Genomic DNA, 15,793 nt, shown 5'->3' on the forward strand with positions numbered 1-15,793 from the left:
CTGTCGGTCGTCACCGGCAGGGGGCTCTCTGACTGGCCGAGGGGGGCTCAGGCCAGCAGATCCAGGCAGTCGAACGAGGTGCCCGGGCTGAGGAACGCCGTGCCGCTCGAACCACTCACGATGTTGATCTTCAATACGTTGTACTGACTCGTGTCCGTCTTCCACGCACTACCAGGGACGCTGTAACTGATCGTACGGTTGTTCCCTCGATATGACCCCGTGGTGAGGGAGCGCGTCGCAGGCTGGGCGGATGCCGCAGGGACGGCCGACACCCAGTCGTTGACCGTGACGCGAGGGCGCCCGCCCGCGAAGGCGTCCGTCACCCCGATGCGCAGGGTGTGCGCGGCGGCGGCCTGGGCGGCGGTCAGCTTGAAGTACACGAGGATGCCGTCGTTGACGCCGCTCCACATGTACGCCGGGAAGTCCGCCGACGCTGTCTGTGAGCCGCTGCCGATGGTGACGTTCCCCGTCCACTTAGCCGCGCGGCCGTCCGACGGATGCGCGTACGTCATCAGCTTGGCGTTCTTGAACTCGCCGGGTGTGCCGTCCCAGTCCCCGAGCCGCCAGATCGTCTTCGCGGCGGACGGGTCCCCGGCCACGGTGATGCTGTTCAGCGCGGTCGCGCCGCCCGCCTTCACCGTCACCGAAGCGGTGTGCACGGCCAGCTCGCCCTTGTACACGGTCAGCGTGTACGTCCCCGGCAGCATCCCCTTGCAGGAGAAGGCCCCGGTGCCGGAAGCGGCCTTCGCCCAGTACTGGGCGCCCGCGTTCGCGAAGCCCACGGTGTACGGGTGCTTCGCGTCCATCCCCTTGATGCCGACGCCGGCTACCTTGCCGCGCCCGGCCGCGCCGACCCAGCCCGTGATGCCGAGCCCGTCCACCCAGGAGGTGTCGAGGCGGGCGGCGGCGAGGGAGGCCGCGGGGGCGCCGCCGTCCGTGAAGGCGAGGACGTACGGACCCTGCAGGCCGAAACGTTCCTTCTCGGTCTGGGCCTCGTTGTAGTGCAGGATCTCGTACAGTCCCGCGCCCTTGTCGTTCGAGTGGCGCAGCAGGGAGCGGTAGAAGGGGCCGCCGGACGCCTTCTCGTGGTTGGAGCGCACGATCCAAAGGCCGACCGAACCGGTGGTGAAGCCGATGTGGTCGTAGTCGATGACCCGCTTGCCGGAGTAGTGCTTGGAGTGCGTGGTGCCGTCCGCCCGCTTCCAGACGTCCCCGGCCTCGATGATCTTGTCGGAGGCCTCGATCCAGGAGTCCGATCCCTCGTTCGGGAACATCCCCGGCTTGAGGCGGACGAGGAAGCGGGTCGCCGTGAAGGACGCGTCCGCCTTGTTCGTCCACAGGTAGACGTTGTTCTGGCCGCTGCGCGCCGCGTACCACTGGGTGATCGCCCCGTGCACGACCTTCACCAGGATCGTCGAGCCGGACTGCCTGACGGTCACCGTGGACGCGCCGAGCCCCGACTCGACGTGCGAGTGCCTGCCGCCGTAGCCCTCGTACTCCTTGCCCCGGTAGACCAGGGAGGTGAGGTCGCCGGTCTTCTTGGAGACCTTGAAGACGAGTGAGGCCCCCGTGTTGATCACGAAGTTGGAGCCATCGTCGGTGTGGCCGAAAGTGGCCGCTGATGCGGACGAAAGCAGACTGCTGCCGGCCACCACCGCAGCGCCCGTACCTGCCACTCCTACGGCGGAAGCGGCCAGCAACCTGCGGCGACTTAGGTTTCTCTTGTGCGTGCTCAAGGCTGCCGGCTCCGTCGTGCTGGAAGGATCACTTACTTGTACACGATGTCAGATGGCGGGAACTCGTCGTTGGTTCCGTCCGTACCGGCGGAGAACGGTAAGCGTCGGCCCGGCGGCGGTGGCGGACGCGCTGCTCGACTCGTGGGGTCATCAACCGTGTTCCCTGGTGGCGAGGAGATGTGTTCGTCTCCTGGTCGCCGCCCGTGCGGAAAGGGTTGCCGAGTCTGCGGAAAATCTTTGCGAGTCGTCGCTACGCCGTCACGAATCGCCCTCATCGGACTTTTCGGTGCTGCCCTGGGCCGCGAAGTCGCCCTTCACGGCGAGTTGCTCGCCCCCCGCGACGGCCGTCACCTTGTACGTGTCGTCCTTCGCGTCCCGGCCGCCGCGCGTGTGGTCGTACTGGCCCGCGAAGACCCACTCGCCCGGCCAGACCGTGTGGCCCTCCTTGAGCACCCACGTGTAGACCAGGAAGCCGTCGCGCTCGGCGACCGTCAGGTCGAAGTCGTCCTCCGGAGCCGATCGCCAGGCGCCCGCGGAGGTGACCCCGCCGGTCTCGGCGATCTTCAACTCGACCGTGAACTCGGTGAGCTGCTCGGACGTCTTGATGGTGACGTTGCTCTGCGCCCAGAAGTCGTTGCTGTGCGGATCGATCGAGCCGTCCGACCACAGAGGCCCGTCCTCGGTGCCCTTCGCGACCGGCGCCGCCACCGTGTTCGAGGCCTTCGGCGTCGGGGTGGGCGTCGGCGTCGAACTCGGCTCGTCGTCCTGGGCGTTGCCGCCGCCCGACGGGTCCGGGGCCGGCTGGACCGGTGCACGGCTGGTCGCGTCCGGCGACGGGGTCGGCAACGGCGAGACCGAAACGGTCGGATCGGCCGGGGTCTCGTCGCTCTTCACCACGGAGGCCAGCGCGTACCCGCCCATCGCGAGAATCCCGGAGACGGCGGCGGTGGCACCCGCGACCCGCGCCCAGGCCAGCAGCGGCGGACGCGACGCCCGGCGCCGGGAGCGCTTCTCCTCGGGATCGGCGGCCATGCCGCGCTCGACCCGCGCGAGGATGCGCGCGCGGTCGGGCTCGTACGCCTCGGCCGCCTCGTGCAGCCCGGCGCGCAGCTCGTCGTGCGGCGTCCTCATCGGTTCGTCCCTCCCGCTCCGCCGGTGGTGCGCACGGGGGTACGCACTCGAAGCGGGGCCTCGTCGGTGCCAAGGAGCCGCTGCAGTTCGGCCATTCCCTTGGACGTCTGGCTTTTGACCGTACCGACAGTAACGCCCAGTGCGAGCGCCGTGTCCTTCTCCGACAGGTCGAAGGCGTGCCGGAGCACCACACACGCCCGCTTGCGGAACGGCAGTCTGCGCAGGGCTTCCTGGACATCTATGACGCCAGGTATGTCGGGATTCTCCGTCTTCTCGTCCCGCTGCGACCAGAACAGGGTGATCCTCCGGCGCTCCCTGACCGCGCTGCGGATACGGGTCTTGGCCAGATTGGCGACCACGCCACGTGCGTACGCCACGGGATGATCGGCGGCCTGCACCCGGTCCCAGCGGTGCCACAGCGCGAGCAGCGCGTCAGCCGCCAGGTCGTCGGCGGCGTCGGCCTCGCCCGTCAGCAGGTGGGCCAGGCGGGCGAGTTCGGCGTAGTGCCGCTCGAAGAAGGCATGGAACTCCACGGAGGCTGCGTCGTCGACGACAGTGCCCACGGGCGACCTCTCCCCCTTAGTTTCACTGAGTTTTCCCAGGCCGGCGGCGGTTGCCGGCCGAAGCCTGGCGTCTGCGTACACGGCCGCCGTGGTGCGCCGGTGAAGGGATGGTGATCGTTTGGCGCGAGAGCCGAGAGAGTATCAGGCATGTGTACGGCCCTTCGAGGGTCGTACGACCGGTCGATCCTGATTCCGTAACACGGTGAAAACCTGAGAACGGTTCAACACAGGAACAATCCAGCCAGCATCCGCACACCGATCAATCAGGCAACGAGGAGTAACCGCCATGTCCGAACCACAGAAGGTGGCCGAACGGCCGAACGCCGCGCCTCCCGCGGCGAACAGCGTCGACGGCTTCTTCAAGATCTCCGAGCGGGGATCCACCTTCGCCCGTGAAGTACGCGGCGGCTTCGCCACGTTCTTCACCATGGCCTACATCCTTGTCCTGAATCCCATCATCCTGGGCAGTGCCAAGGACAAGTTCGGTCACCAGCTCGACAACGTCCAGCTCGTCACCGCCACCGCCCTGGTGGCCGCGGTGATGACGATCATCATGGGCGTCGGCGGCAACCTCCCGCTCGCTCTCGCCGCGGGCCTCGGCCTCAACGCGGTGGTCGCCTTCCAGATCGCCCCGCTGATGAGCTGGGACGACGCGATGGGCCTGGTCGTCCTGGAGGGCCTGCTGATCTGCGTCCTTGTGGTGACCGGACTCAGAGAAGCGATCATGCACGCCATCCCGGGGCCGCTCAAGGCGGCGATCGGCGTGGGCATCGGCCTGTTCATCGCCTTCATCGGCTTCGTCGACGCCGGTTTCGTCAGCCGTATCCCGGACGCCGCGAACACCACGGTCCCGGTACAGCTCGGCGGCACGGGCACGCTCAGCGGCTGGCCCGTCCTGGTCTTCTGTCTCGGCGTCCTGCTGACCATCGGGCTGATCGCGCGCAAGGTGAAGGGCGCGATCCTGATCAGCATCGTCACGATGACGCTCCTCGCGCTCATCATCAACTCGGTCGCCGACATCAAGAGCTGGGGCCTGACCACGCCGGCCTGGCCCGACAAGATCGCGGACACCCCCGACTTCGGGCTGATCGGCCACTTCAGCCTGTTCGGCGCGTTCGGCGAGACCACGGTGATCACCGTCGTCCTGCTGGTCTTCACCCTGGTCCTGTCGGACTTCTTCGACACCATGGGTACGGTCGTCGGCATCAGTGCCGAGGCCGGCCTGCTCGACGAGGAGGGCAGGGTCCCCAACCTCGGCCGTGTGCTGCTCATCGACGGCGCGGCGGCGGTGGCGGGCGGCGCGAGCTCCTCGTCCTCGGCGACCTCGTTCATCGAGTCGGCGGCGGGCGTCGGCGAGGGCGCGCGCACCGGCTTCGCCAACCTGGTCACCGGCGGCCTGTTCGCCTGCGCGCTCTTCTTCACGCCGATCCTGACGATCGTCCCGATGCAGGCCGCCGCACCCGCCCTGGTCGCGGTGGGCTTCCTGATGATGACCCAGGTCAAGCACATCGACTGGGACAAGTACGAGATCGCCATCCCCGCGTTCCTGACGATCGCCGTGATGCCGTTCACGTACTCCATCACCAACGGCATCGGCGCCGGCTTCCTGGCCTACGTCCTCATCAAGACGGTCGTCGGCAAGGCGAAGGAGGTCCACTGGCTCCTGTGGGGCACGAGCGCCCTGTTCCTGATCTACTTCGCGATCGACCCGCTTCAGCAGCTCTTCGGCACGAAGTAGTCACCGGGGCAGGTGACCCCCGCGCCCTTGTCTTTAGGCCTTTAGGGGCGCGGGGCTCTGTCTGTTTGCGGCTCCGCCGCGTGGGCGCGACAAGCCACGACGGCGCCGCAGCCGAACAACTCACCCAGCCAGCGCAGCAACCATCATCGCCTTCGCGACGGGCGCAGCCAGCCCATTCCCACTCACCTCGGACCGGGCCGCCCCTGACTGTTCGACCAGAACAGTCACCGCGACTTCCTTCCCGTTGGAGTCGGACTTCGCATAGGACGTGAACCAGGCATACGGCGTCTGGCTGTTGTTCTCTCCATGCTGAGCCGTACCTGTCTTCCCGCCCACCGTAGCCCCGGAAATCTGCGCATTCGTCCCGGTACCGTCCGAGATGACCGTCTGCATAGCCGACTGCAACTGCTCAGCCGTCCCCGAGCTGACGATCTCCTTGGTCGACGCCTCGTCGTCGTAGTCCTCCAGCACGTCCCCGTCGGAGTTCGTGACCTGGGACACCATGTGCGGCGAGACCAGCCTGCCGCCGTTGGCTATCGCCGCGGACACCATGGCCATCTGCAACGGCGTCGCCGTGACGTCGAACTGCCCGATCCCCGTCAGCGCGGTCTGCGACTTCTCCATGTCCGCCGGGTACACGCTCGGGTACGCCCGTACCGGCACGTCCTGCTTCTCGTCGTTGAAGCCGAACTTCTCCGCCATCGCCCTGACCTTGTCCTGTCCGAGGTCGACGGCCATCTTCGCGAAGACGTTGTTGCAGGAGTACTGCAGCGCGACCCGGACCGTGGCGTTCTCACAGGGCGCGTTCGGGTTCTCGTTCGTCAGCTCACGGGTCGTACCCGGCAGCGTGTAGGGGTCCGGGCTGTCCGTACGGTCGTCCACCGAGCCGTACAGGCCGTCCTCCAGGGCCGCCGCCGCGACCACCAGCTTGAACGTGGACCCCGGCGGCAGCGGCTGCCGTAGTGCCCGGTTGACCAGCGGTTTGTCGGGGTCCTCGTTGAGCTTGGTCCAGGTGCCGCCGTCGCTCGCGCCCGTGATCGTCGACGGGTCGTACGACGGAGTCGACACCATGGCGAGGATTCTGCCGGTCTTCGGGTCGATGGCGACGGCCGCGCCCTTCTTGTCGCCGAGCGCAGCGTAGGCCGCCTTCTGCACGTCGGGGTCGATCGTCGTGATCACGTTCCCCGGGGCGGCGTGCTCCTTGGTGACCGTGTCCATGACGGTCGTGAGTCTGCTGTCCGAGCCGTCGAGCACGTCCTTGTAGATGCCCTCCAGCTGCGTCGGCGTGAACAACGGCGTGCTGTATCCGGTCACGGCGGCGTAGAGCTTTCCGTCCGTGTACGTCCGCTGGTACTTGAGATCGCCGCTGCTCGTCTCCTTCGAGCCGGTGACCGACTCTCCGGCCACGATGATGTTCCCGAGCGGGTTCGCGTACAACGCGATCGCGTTCCGCCGGTTCTTGCTGTCGTCCGCGAGCGCCTGTCCGTCGTAGAACTGCACCCATGTCGCCCTGACCAGCAGAGAGAGCACGAGCAGCAGCGAGAAGACGGAGGCGCGCCTGATCGTTTTGTTCATCCCGCTCCGAAGACGAGCGGCGCCGAACGGAACGTTCCCCCTCGCCTGATTTCTCATGGCACATTCAGGAAACACGGGAAGCTGTAAGGGACACGTGTGCCGCAACTGCCGTATGTGCGGTCGTACGACGGGCCGGTCAGGCCTCCAGCGTCAGCACGACCTCGTCGATCTCCGCGTCGCGCGCCTGCGCGAAACCCCGGTCGTGCCCGGACACGCGGAAACCGCACTTCTCCAGGACCCGCAGCGAGCCCGCGTTGTCGGCGGCGGCACGCGCGTGCAACGGGCGCTCGGAGACCTCGGCGACCAGCGCGCGCAGCGCGGCCGTCGCGATACCGCGCCCCCAGTAGGAGCGGTCGATCCAGTACGTCACCTCGCGGTCGCCCGGCTCGCCGTACACCGCCGCGCTGCCCACCACGTCACCGTCGACGAGGACCGTGCGGTTCAGAACGCCCGGCGCGGCACGGATCCGCTCCCAGTGGGCGTCGAAGGCGCCCCGGTCGGTCGGGTCCGCCGCCGTGAACGCGGCCATCCACAGCGACTCCGGGTCGTTCGTCTGCCGGAAGAAGACCGGCAGGTCACTGTCGTGCACCTCGCGCAGCACGACGTCCGTCGAAGCCGAGTACCTCATCGCTCAGAGCCTCCGGGTGGCCAGGGTCAGCCGGTCGCGCGCGTCGAACAGGGCGTCCTTGACCATCTGTTCATGGGCCGGGGTGAGCCGCGCGACGGGCACCGAGCAGCTGATCGCGTCCCGCGCGGGGGTGCGGTACGGGACCGCCACGCCGAAACAGCGCAGCCCCAGCGTGTTCTCCTCGCGGTCCACCGCGAAGCCCTGTTCGCGCACCAGGCGCAGCTCCTCGATGAGCTTCTCCCGGTCGGTGATCGTGTGCTCGGTCAGCGCGGGCAGCGTCTCCGGGAGCAGCTTGCGGACCTGCTCGTCGGTGTGGGTGGCCAGCAGCGCCTTGCCGAGGGAGGTCGAGTGGGCGGGCAGCCGGCGGCCGACCCGGGTGAAGGGGCGCAGGTAGTGCTGCGACTGGCGGGTGGCGAGGTAGACGACGTTCGTGCCGTCGAGCCGGGCCAGGTGGATGGTCTCCGTCGTGTCGTCGGAGAGCCGGTCGAGGGTCGGGCGGGCCACCGCGACCACCTCGTCGCCGTCGATGTACGAGGTGCCGACCAGCAGCGCCCGTACGCCGATGCCGTACCGCGTGCCCGTCGCGTCCGTCTCGACCCAGCCGAGGTCGACAAGCGTGCGCAGGAGCATGTAGAGACTGGACTTGGGGTAACCGACAGCCTCCTGGACCACTGCCAGGGAGTGCATGCCGGGACGTCCGGCGAAGTATTCCAGCAGTTCAACGGTCCGTACCGCGGACTTGACCTGCGCCCCGCCGCCTGTCTCGGCTGCCGACATCGCCCTTGACCCCTTCGTTCGACGGGAAATAGTCTCCAACAGCATATTCATCATCAGAGACGGTGTTCAGCATATCGAACGCACCTGGTGGATGACGCAGAAAATTCGCATCACAATTCGCCTCACAAATGGCAACACAATCTGGAGGGACCCCCGGTGGCAGCAGCACCAGTCTGGAGTGTCGACCCCCGTACCGGGAAGCAGCGGGAGCAGGTTGCGGTCGAGGCCACGGCCCAGGAGGTGGACTCCACCGTCCGCGCCGCGCACGCCGCCCGCCCGGCCCTCGTGGACCGCACGGTCCGCGCGGCCTTCCTGCGCAGCGCGGCCGAGCAGCTCGAAGCGGCCAAGGAACAGCTCGTCGAGGCGGCCGACGCGGAGACCGCGCTCGGCCCGGTCCGGCTGACCGGCGAACTCGCCCGCACCTGCTACCAGCTGCGGGCCTTCGCGGACATCGTCGACGAGGGCGCCTACCTCGACGTCGTCATCAACCACCCCGACGACACCGCGACCCCGCCGATCCCGGACCTGCGGCGCTACAAGGTGCCGCTGGGCGTCGTGGCCGTCTACTCGGCCTCCAACTTCCCCTTCGCCTTCTCGGTGGCCGGCGGCGACACCGCGAGCGCGCTCGCGGCAGGCTGCCCGGTGGTCGTCAAGGCCCACCCGGACCACCCGGGCCTGTCCGAGCTGGTCGCGGCCGTCCTTCGCCGGGCCGCGGCCCCGCACGGCATCCCCGAGGGTGTCGTGGGCCTGGTCCACGGCTTCGAGGCGGGCGTCGAGCTGGTCAAGCACCCGCTGGTCGCGGCGGCCGGTTTCACCGGTTCCGTACGAGGCGGCCGTGCCCTCTTCGACGCGGCGGCGGCCCGTCCGGTCCCGATCCCGTTCCACGGCGAACTGGGCTCGCTGAACCCCGTGGTGATCACGGAGGCGGCGGCCAACGAGCGCGCCGAGGCGATCGGTACGGGGCTCGCGGGCTCCATGACACTGGGCGTCGGCCAGTTCTGCGTGAAGCCCGGCCTGGTGCTGGCGCCGGCCGGCGCGGCGGGCGACCGTCTGCTGAAGTCCCTGACGGACGCGGTCAGCGACACTGCGTCCGGTGTCCTCCTGGACCACCGGATGCGCGACAACTTCGTCGCCGGGGTCGCCGAGCGCGCCGAACTGCCCGACGTCGAGTCCCCGGTGACACCGGGCGCGGGCGGCGAGCACACGGTCAGCGCAGGGTTCCTCACGGTGGCGGCGGAGAAGCTGGTGGTGGAGGGGGCGTACGACCTGCTGCTGGAGGAGTGCTTCGGGCCGGTCGCCGTGGTGGCCCGCTACGCGGACGACGCCGAGGCGAACGCCGTTCTCTCGCGGCTGCCGGGCAACCTGACGGCGACGGTCCACCTCTCGGCGGAGGAAGCCGCGGGGGAGGGGCGCGGGGCCGAGATCCTGGCCGAGCTGACGCCGCTGGCCGGGCGTGTGCTGGTGAACGCGTGGCCGACCGGGGTCGCCGTGGCCGCGGCCCAGCATCACGGGGGGCCGTACCCCGCCACGACGTCCACGTCGACTTCCGTCGGCGGTACGGCTGTTGAGCGGTGGCTGCGGCCGGTGGCTTATCAGAACGCTCCGGCTGCGCTGCTGCCGGTCGAGCTGCGGGACGAGAACGCGCTGGGGCTGCCTCGGCGATTTAATGGTCGCCTGGAGCGCTAGCGCTGTTGGGGTGCGGTGGATTTCGCGGCTGCGGGCTCGTTGTGGCTTGTCGCGCAGTTCCCCGCGCCCCTATCGGGGCCCGCCTGTCTGGGCCTGCGATAATCAGGCAATGGACTTGGAGCTTTCCCCACTGCCCTTTCCCCTCCGTACGTATGGGCCCGATGGGCACTGGTCCTTCGAGGACGGGGTGCTCACCGGGTGGGCCGGGCCCCGGCAGGACCGGTTCGTGCCGCCCACCGGGGAGGCATTGGACCCCGCCGCCGACGCGCCGCGGCTGCTGGGCGCCCCGGAGGGGGAGTTCCAGCTGATCGCCCGTGTCACCGTCGGGTTCGGGGCGGCCTTCGATGCCGGGGTGCTCTACGTCCATGTCGGCGAGCACGCCTGGGCCAAGCTCTGTCTGGAGTACTCCCCGGATGTGCCCACCGTCTGCACGGTGGTCACCCGGGGACACTCCGACGACGCCAACTCCTTCGCCGTGGACGGCAGTTCGGTCTGGCTCCGGATCAGCCGCACCGGCCGTGCCTTCGCCTTCCACGCCTCACGCGACGGCGAGAAGTGGACCTTCGTCCGCCTGTTCACCCTGGGCGACGAGAAGGAGGCCGACGCGGCCCTGGTCGGCTTCATGACCCAGTCGCCGATGGGGGAGGGGTGTGTGGTGACGTACGACCACATCGAGTTCAGGCCGGAGTGGCCGAAGGATCTGCGGGACGGCAGCTGAGCCGGAACCGTCACGGCAACCCGCCACGTCTTCCGGTGCATGATCAATGACCATGTGACCGGAAGCCGGGTGATCCGTCCCGCGCTGCCCGCCGAGGCCGCCGCCGTCGCGGAACTGCATCTGCGCGCACGGGCCACGTACTACCCGGACGGTCTGCCGGACGCCGACCACGACTGGGTCGCCTCCTGGCGGAGCGGCATCGAGCGCCCCGACGCGCATGTCCTGTGCGTCGTCGAACAGGACCGCGTCATCGGCGTCGCCTCCTTCCGCAGGGCCGAGGGCGCCCCCGCGGACACGGTCAAGCTCTTCCAGTTCCACGTCGACCCCGACCTCTGGCGGGCCGGCATCGGCACCGACCTGCACGCCGCCTGCGCCGCGCGGTGGCGGGCCGACGGACTGCTGGCCGCCACTCTCGACGTACACATCGACAACCGGCGCGCCCAGGCCTTCTACCGCCGTCTGGGCTGGGTCCCGGACCCGGAGAACCCGCCCGCCGAGGGCGATCACCACCTCTTCCTGCGGTACGGAATGAAACCAGCCGTTTGAACGTTCATGTAATTCCGTACGACCCCGTACCATCCCGTACCCGTTCGATCTGGAAAGAGCCGAAGACATGCGCGTCGAGATCTGGAGCGACATCGCCTGCCCCTGGTGCTACGTCGGCAAGGCCCGCTTCGAGAAGGCGCTGGACGCCTTCCCGCACCGGGACGGCGTCGAGGTGGTGCACCGGTCGTTCGAGCTGGACCCGGGGCGCGCCAAGGGCGACATCCAGCCCGTCCTCAAGATGCTCACCAAGAAGTACGGCATGAGCGAGGCACAGGCACAGGCCGGGGAGGAGAACCTGGGGGCGCAGGCCGCCGCCGAAGGGCTCGCCTACCGCACCCGGGACCGTGACCACGGCAACACCTTCGACATGCACCGGCTGCTCCACCTCGCGAAGGACAAGGGCCGCCAGGACGAGCTGATCCAGCTCTTCTACCGGGCGAACTTCGCCGAGGAGCAGTCCGTCTTCGGCGACGACGAGCGGCTCGTGGAGCTGGCCGTCGCCGCCGGCCTCGACGCCGAGGACGTCCGGGGCGTACTCGCCGACCCGGACGCGTACGCCGACGCCGTGCGCGCCGACGAGCGCGAGGCCGGCGAACTGGGAGCCAACGGCGTGCCGTTCTTCGTCCTCGACCGGAAGTACGGCGTCTCCGGCGCCCAGCCCGTCGAGGCCTTCACCCAGGCGCTCACCCAGGCATGGGGCGAGCGGCCCGCTCCCCTCAAGGTCGTCCAGGCCCAGGGCGACAGCGCCGAGGTCTGCGGGCCCGACGGGTGTGCCGTACCCCAGAAGTAGCTCAGCGAAGGAAAACCGCAGCTCAGGGCCTATCCATAAGCAGTCCTTCGTGATGCGGTGCAGAAATCGGCAATGGACGAGGGGATCTTCGGGCCGCAGAGTGGTCCCATGGAGACCTCCGCGAAAACCTCGACATCCGAGAACCTCCGAGACCTCGTCCGTGCCGAGTTCGCCCCGAAGACCACCTATCTGAACACCGCGAGCACCGGGCTTCTCCCCGCCCGCGCCGTGGCCGCCATGCGCGACGCCGTGCAGTCCGTGGCCGACGGCCGGCCACAGGACATGTTCGCCGACGTGGAGGCCGCTCGCTCCGCCTTCGCACGGCTCGTCGGGGTCTCCGACCGCAGGGTCGCCGCAGGAGGCTCCGTCGCCGTCTACAGCGGGCTGATCGCCGCCTCGCTGCCCGCCGGCGCCGAAGTCCTCACCGCCGAGGACGACTTCACCTCCGTCCTCAACCCGTTCCACGTACGAGGGGACCTGAAGGTACGGACCGTGCCGCTGGAGCGGATACCCGAGTCCGTCCGACCCGGTACCGCCCTCGTCGCCGTCAGCGCGGCCCAGTCCGCCGACGGACGCATCGTCGACCTGTCCGCGCTGCGCGAGGCCGCCCGCGAGCACGGAGCCCGTACGTACATCGACGCCTCCCAGGCCACCGGCTGGCTGCCCATCGACGCGGACGCCTACGACTACGTCGCCTCCGTCGCCTTCAAGTGGCTCGTGTGCCCGCGAGGCGTGGCCTTCCTCGTCGTACCCGAGGACCTGGGCGGGCTGACCCCGGTGTTCGCGGGCTGGGTCGCGGGGGAGGTGCCCTGGGACAGCTGCTACGGCCCGGTACGCGAACTCGCCCACTCCGCACGGCGGTTCGACGAGAGCCCGAGCCTGTTCTCCTACGCCGGCGCCCGCCACTCCCTCGCCCTGATCGAGGAGTTGGGCGTGGACACCGTACGCGCCCATGACCTCGCGCTCGCCGACCGGTTCCGCGCCGGGCTCGACCGGCTGGGACACCAGCCCGTACCGGCGCCCGGCTCGGCCATCGTGTCCGTCCCGCAACTCGGCCACAGGCAAGCCGAGTTGAGCCGGGCCGGGGTCGAGGTCTCCGACCGCGCCGGAAATCTGCGCGCGGCCTTCCACCTCTACAACACGCCTCCGGACGTCGACCGACTCCTGGACGTCCTGTCCGGCTGAACCGGCGGTACGAGATCCCCGGGAGCGCCCGGCCCCACTGTCGTGGCTCCGAGGCCGGGCGCTCACCTCACCGGCGTGAAGTCCCTGGCCCCGACGAACTCCGGCCTGCGCACCGGTGCCGCGAACGGTTCCACCGCCTGGTTCTGAACGCTGTTGAACACGATGAAGACGTTGCTGCGCGGGTACGGCGTGATGTTGTCACCGGAGCCGTGCATGCAGTTGCAGTCGAACCAGGTCGCCGAACCCGCCCCGCCCGTGAACAACCTGATGCCGTGCTCGTCGGCGAGCGAGGTCAGCGCCCCGTCGGACGGGGTGCCCGCGTCCTGCATCTGCAGCGACTTCCTGTAGTTGTCCTCGGGTGTCGCCCCCGCACAGCCGAGGAACGTGCGGTGCGAGCCCGGCATGATCATGAGGCCGCCGTTGGTGTCGAGGTTCTCGGTCAGCGCGATCGAGACGGACACCGTCCGCATGTTCGGCAGACCGTCCTCCGCGTGCCAGGTCTCGAAGTCGGAGTGCCAGTAGAAGCCGCCCGCCCCGAACCCCGGCTTGACGTTGATCCGCGACTGGTGGACGTACACGTCGGAGCCGAGGAGCTGCCGGGCCCGCCCGACGATCCGCTCGTCCCGCACGAGCCGGCCGAACACCTCGCTGATCCGGTGCACCTCGAAGACCGACCGGATCTCCTTCGACTTCGGCTCGACGATCGACCGCTCGTCGGCCCGGACGGACGGATCGGCGACCAGCCGCTCCAACTCGGCCCGGTAGAGCGTGACTTCGTCGTCATCGAGGAGCCGGTCGAGTGCCCGGAAGCCGTCACGCTGGTACGCCATCAGGTCGTCCGCGGTGAACGGCCCGGGCGTGTCCGGCGCGCCCCAGAGGACCGGGTCCTGACGGGGGGCGGACACCTCGGCGGCGCCACGGGTGGGGTACAGGTCGGTGAGAGTGGACGTAGCTGACGTGGGTGACATGGGTGTCAGGCCTCCTCGGAGTCGAAGTCGGGGTCGGGGTCGGGGTCAGGGTCGGGTTCCGTCAGCAGGGGATAGACGCCGTTCTCGTCGTGGTCCTCGCGGCCGGTCACGGGCGGGTTGAAGACGCACAGACAGCGGAAGTCCTCCTTGATCCGCATCGTGTGCCGCTCGTGTCCGTCGAGGAGGTACATGGTGCCGGGGGTGATCGTGTAGGTGCGCCCGGTCTCGTCGTCGGTCAGCAGGGCCTCGCCCTTGACGCAAACGACGGCCTCGACGTGGTTCGCGTACCACATCGACGTCTTCGTGCCCGCGTACAGGACGGTCTCGTGGAGCGAGAAGCCGACCCGTTCCTTGGCGAGGACGATGCGTTTGCTCTCCCAGGTGCCGGACGCGGACCTCACATGCCGGTCGGTGCCTTCGATGTCCTTGAACGAACGGACGATCACGTGTTCAACAACCCCTCTCTCGGACGATCTCGACGGTCTCGCGTACGGCACGGGCGACGATCCGCAAACCCTCGTCCAGTTCCTCGGGCGTGATGGTGAGCGCCGGCAGCAGCTTCACGACCTCGCTCTCCGGGCCGGACGTCTCGATGAGCAGCCCGAGTTCGAAGGCCCGCCCCGCGACCCGCCCCGCGCGCGCCTTCTCGTGGAACTCCAGGCCCCACACCAGTCCCCGGCCCCGGTACTCCTTGACGTCGGCGAGGTTCTCCTCGGTGATCGAGATCAGCGCTTCCTCGACCTGCTCACCACGGGCACGCGTCTGCTTCTCCATGGCGGAGCCGTCGGACCAGTACGTCTCCAGCGTGGCGGTGGCCGTCACGAACGCCGGATTGTTGCCGCGGAACGTGCCGTTGTGCTCGCCCGGCTCCCAGATGTCCAGCTCGGGCCTGAACAGGCAGAGGGACATGGGGAGTCCGTACCCGCTGATGGACTTCGACACGGTGACGATGTCGGGCACGACGCCCGCCTCCTCGAAGGAGAAGAAGGCGCCGGTGCGTCCGCAGCCCATCTGAATGTCGTCGACGATCAGCAGCATGTCCTGCCGTACGCACAGGTCGGCCAGCGCCCGCAGCCACTCCGGGCGCGCCACGTTGATGCCGCCCTCGCCCTGCACGGTCTCCACGATCACGGCGGCCGGCTTGTTGAGGCCGGACCCCTGGTCCTCCAACAGCCGCTCGAACCACAGGAAGTCGGGGACGGTCCCCTCGAAGTAGTTGTCGAACGGCATCGGCGTGCCGTGCACCAGCGGAACGCCCGCACCGGCCCGCTTGAAGGCGTTGCCGGTCACGGCGAGCGACCCGAGGGACATCCCGTGGAAGGCGTTGGTGAAGGACACGATGGCCTCCCGCCCCTTCACCTTCCGCGCCAGCTTCAGCGCCGCCTCGACGGCGTTGGTGCCCGTCGGGCCCGGGAACATGACCTTGTACGGCAGGTCGCGGGGCCGCAGCACCAGCTCCTGGAAGGACTCCAGGAACGCGCGTTTCGCGGAGGTCGACATGTCGAGCCCGTGCGTGACGCCGTCCCGCTCCAGATAGTCGATCAACGCCCGTTTGAGTACGGGGTTGTTGTGGCCGTAGTTGAGTGATCCGGCGCCCGCGAAGAAGTCGAGGTAGGCGTGGCCGTCCTCGTCGTACATACGGCTGCCCTGCGCACGGTCGAACACGGCGGGCCAGCTGCGGCAGTAGCTGCGCACCTCCGACTCGACGGTCTCGAAGACGCTCAGGTCGGGCTGGGTGATGGTCACGGCGGT

15 protein-coding genes are annotated in these 15,793 nt (G+C 68.9%); 6 read left to right on the forward strand and 9 right to left on the reverse strand.

Annotated features, from left to right (window positions below):
- Positions 1 to 47 precede the first annotated feature (47 nt).
- The 3 genes from G3I71_RS20645 to G3I71_RS20655 all read right to left on the reverse strand — a co-directional run bounded on the left by G3I71_RS20645 (position 48) and on the right by G3I71_RS20655 (position 3,430).
- On the reverse strand, positions 48 to 1,736 hold the full coding sequence (locus tag G3I71_RS20645) for a rhamnogalacturonan lyase B N-terminal domain-containing protein (protein WP_164316297.1): 1,689 nt from the start codon (positions 1,734 to 1,736) through the stop codon (positions 48 to 50).
- A gap of 258 nt (positions 1,737 to 1,994) precedes the next feature.
- Positions 1,995 to 2,867 carry a hypothetical protein gene (locus G3I71_RS20650; RefSeq protein WP_164316298.1) on the reverse strand — a complete coding sequence of 291 codons (873 nt, stop codon included), beginning with the start codon at positions 2,865 to 2,867 and terminating at the stop codon, positions 1,995 to 1,997.
- Positions 2,864 to 3,430, reverse strand: coding sequence for a SigE family RNA polymerase sigma factor (locus tag G3I71_RS20655; RefSeq protein WP_164316299.1), 567 nt, complete (start codon positions 3,428 to 3,430; stop codon positions 2,864 to 2,866). The genes G3I71_RS20650 and G3I71_RS20655 overlap by 4 nt, the downstream gene beginning before the upstream one ends.
- 286 nt (positions 3,431 to 3,716) lie before the next feature.
- On the opposite strand from G3I71_RS20655, the gene G3I71_RS20660 reads away from it, so the two are divergent.
- Entirely contained in the window at positions 3,717 to 5,168 is a 1,452-nt protein-coding gene (locus tag G3I71_RS20660) for an NCS2 family permease (protein ID WP_164316300.1), read from the forward strand.
- A 120-nt stretch (positions 5,169 to 5,288) separates the two neighbouring features.
- Here the strand turns inward: G3I71_RS20660 and G3I71_RS20665 are convergent, their stop codons facing one another.
- From G3I71_RS20665 to G3I71_RS20675, 3 genes are all read right to left on the reverse strand, one after another.
- Complete coding sequence (locus G3I71_RS20665; protein WP_164316301.1) at positions 5,289 to 6,743, reverse strand: penicillin-binding protein 2; 1,455 nt, start codon at positions 6,741 to 6,743, stop codon at positions 5,289 to 5,291.
- 136 nt (positions 6,744 to 6,879) lie between these two features.
- Positions 6,880 to 7,371: a GNAT family N-acetyltransferase gene (locus G3I71_RS20670; RefSeq protein WP_164316302.1), complete on the reverse strand. Its 492-nt coding sequence runs from the start codon at positions 7,369 to 7,371 to the stop codon at positions 6,880 to 6,882.
- A 3-nt stretch (positions 7,372 to 7,374) separates the two neighbouring features.
- Complete coding sequence (locus G3I71_RS20675) at positions 7,375 to 8,148, reverse strand: IclR family transcriptional regulator (protein WP_164316303.1); 774 nt, start codon at positions 8,146 to 8,148, stop codon at positions 7,375 to 7,377.
- A 156-nt stretch (positions 8,149 to 8,304) separates the two neighbouring features.
- On the opposite strand from G3I71_RS20675, the gene G3I71_RS20680 reads away from it, so the two are divergent.
- The 5 genes from G3I71_RS20680 (at position 8,305) to G3I71_RS20700 (ending at position 13,073) form a co-directional block, all read left to right on the forward strand.
- Positions 8,305 to 9,834, forward strand: a complete 1,530-nt coding sequence (locus G3I71_RS20680) for an aldehyde dehydrogenase (NADP(+)) (protein WP_164316304.1) — start codon at positions 8,305 to 8,307, stop codon at positions 9,832 to 9,834.
- A gap of 109 nt (positions 9,835 to 9,943) precedes the next feature.
- A complete protein-coding gene (locus tag G3I71_RS20685) occupies positions 9,944 to 10,552 on the forward strand; it encodes a DUF1349 domain-containing protein (protein WP_164316305.1) in 609 nt (202 codons plus the stop codon).
- A gap of 39 nt (positions 10,553 to 10,591) precedes the next feature.
- Positions 10,592 to 11,098: a GNAT family N-acetyltransferase gene (locus G3I71_RS20690; protein ID WP_203730870.1), complete on the forward strand. Its 507-nt coding sequence runs from the start codon at positions 10,592 to 10,594 to the stop codon at positions 11,096 to 11,098.
- Positions 11,099 to 11,165: 67 nt separating this feature from the next.
- The gene (locus G3I71_RS20695) at positions 11,166 to 11,888 is read left to right on the forward strand and encodes a DsbA family oxidoreductase (protein WP_164316306.1); all 723 of its coding nucleotides are present in this window, start codon (positions 11,166 to 11,168) and stop codon (positions 11,886 to 11,888) included.
- Positions 11,889 to 11,960: 72 nt separating this feature from the next.
- Positions 11,961 to 13,073, forward strand: coding sequence for an aminotransferase class V-fold PLP-dependent enzyme (locus tag G3I71_RS20700; RefSeq protein WP_203730916.1), 1,113 nt, complete (start codon positions 11,961 to 11,963; stop codon positions 13,071 to 13,073).
- 62 nt (positions 13,074 to 13,135) lie between these two features.
- Here G3I71_RS20700 and thpD read toward each other — a convergent pair whose 3' ends face one another.
- Genes thpD through ectB form a run of 3 tightly spaced genes read right to left on the reverse strand, consistent with a single transcriptional unit; the run spans position 13,136 to position 15,787 of the window.
- On the reverse strand, positions 13,136 to 14,041 hold the full coding sequence (gene thpD / locus G3I71_RS20705) for an ectoine hydroxylase (protein WP_164316308.1): 906 nt from the start codon (positions 14,039 to 14,041) through the stop codon (positions 13,136 to 13,138).
- 5 nt (positions 14,042 to 14,046) lie between these two features.
- A complete protein-coding gene (locus tag G3I71_RS20710; protein ID WP_164316309.1) occupies positions 14,047 to 14,487 on the reverse strand; it encodes an ectoine synthase in 441 nt (146 codons plus the stop codon).
- A 4-nt stretch (positions 14,488 to 14,491) separates the two neighbouring features.
- On the reverse strand, positions 14,492 to 15,787 hold the full coding sequence (ectB, locus tag G3I71_RS20715; protein ID WP_164316310.1) for a diaminobutyrate--2-oxoglutarate transaminase: 1,296 nt from the start codon (positions 15,785 to 15,787) through the stop codon (positions 14,492 to 14,494).
- Between the last annotated feature and the right edge of the window lie 6 nt (positions 15,788 to 15,793).

Source organism: Streptomyces sp. SID12501 (assembly GCF_010550245.1).
Lineage (GTDB): Bacteria > Actinomycetota > Actinomycetes > Streptomycetales > Streptomycetaceae > Streptomyces.

Bases quoted from the DNA above. Each gene is read 5' to 3' on its own strand.
- G3I71_RS20670 (WP_164316302.1), bottom strand. From the start codon at position 7,371: ATGAGGTACTCGGCTTCGACGGACGTCGTGCTGCGCGAGGTGCACGAC.
- G3I71_RS20700 (WP_203730916.1), top strand. From the start codon at position 11,961: ATGGACGAGGGGATCTTCGGGCCGCAGAGTGGTCCCATGGAGACCTCC.
- G3I71_RS20690 (WP_203730870.1), top strand. From the start codon at position 10,592: ATGATCAATGACCATGTGACCGGAAGCCGGGTGATCCGTCCCGCGCTG.
- G3I71_RS20685 (WP_164316305.1), top strand. From the start codon at position 9,944: ATGGACTTGGAGCTTTCCCCACTGCCCTTTCCCCTCCGTACGTATGGG.
- G3I71_RS20650 (WP_164316298.1), bottom strand. From the start codon at position 2,867: ATGAGGACGCCGCACGACGAGCTGCGCGCCGGGCTGCACGAGGCGGCC.
- G3I71_RS20695 (WP_164316306.1), top strand. From the start codon at position 11,166: ATGCGCGTCGAGATCTGGAGCGACATCGCCTGCCCCTGGTGCTACGTC.
- G3I71_RS20665 (WP_164316301.1), bottom strand. From the start codon at position 6,743: ATGAACAAAACGATCAGGCGCGCCTCCGTCTTCTCGCTGCTGCTCGTG.
- G3I71_RS20660 (WP_164316300.1), top strand. From the start codon at position 3,717: ATGTCCGAACCACAGAAGGTGGCCGAACGGCCGAACGCCGCGCCTCCC.
- G3I71_RS20675 (WP_164316303.1), bottom strand. From the start codon at position 8,148: ATGTCGGCAGCCGAGACAGGCGGCGGGGCGCAGGTCAAGTCCGCGGTA.
- thpD (WP_164316308.1), bottom strand. From the start codon at position 14,041: ATGTCACCCACGTCAGCTACGTCCACTCTCACCGACCTGTACCCCACC.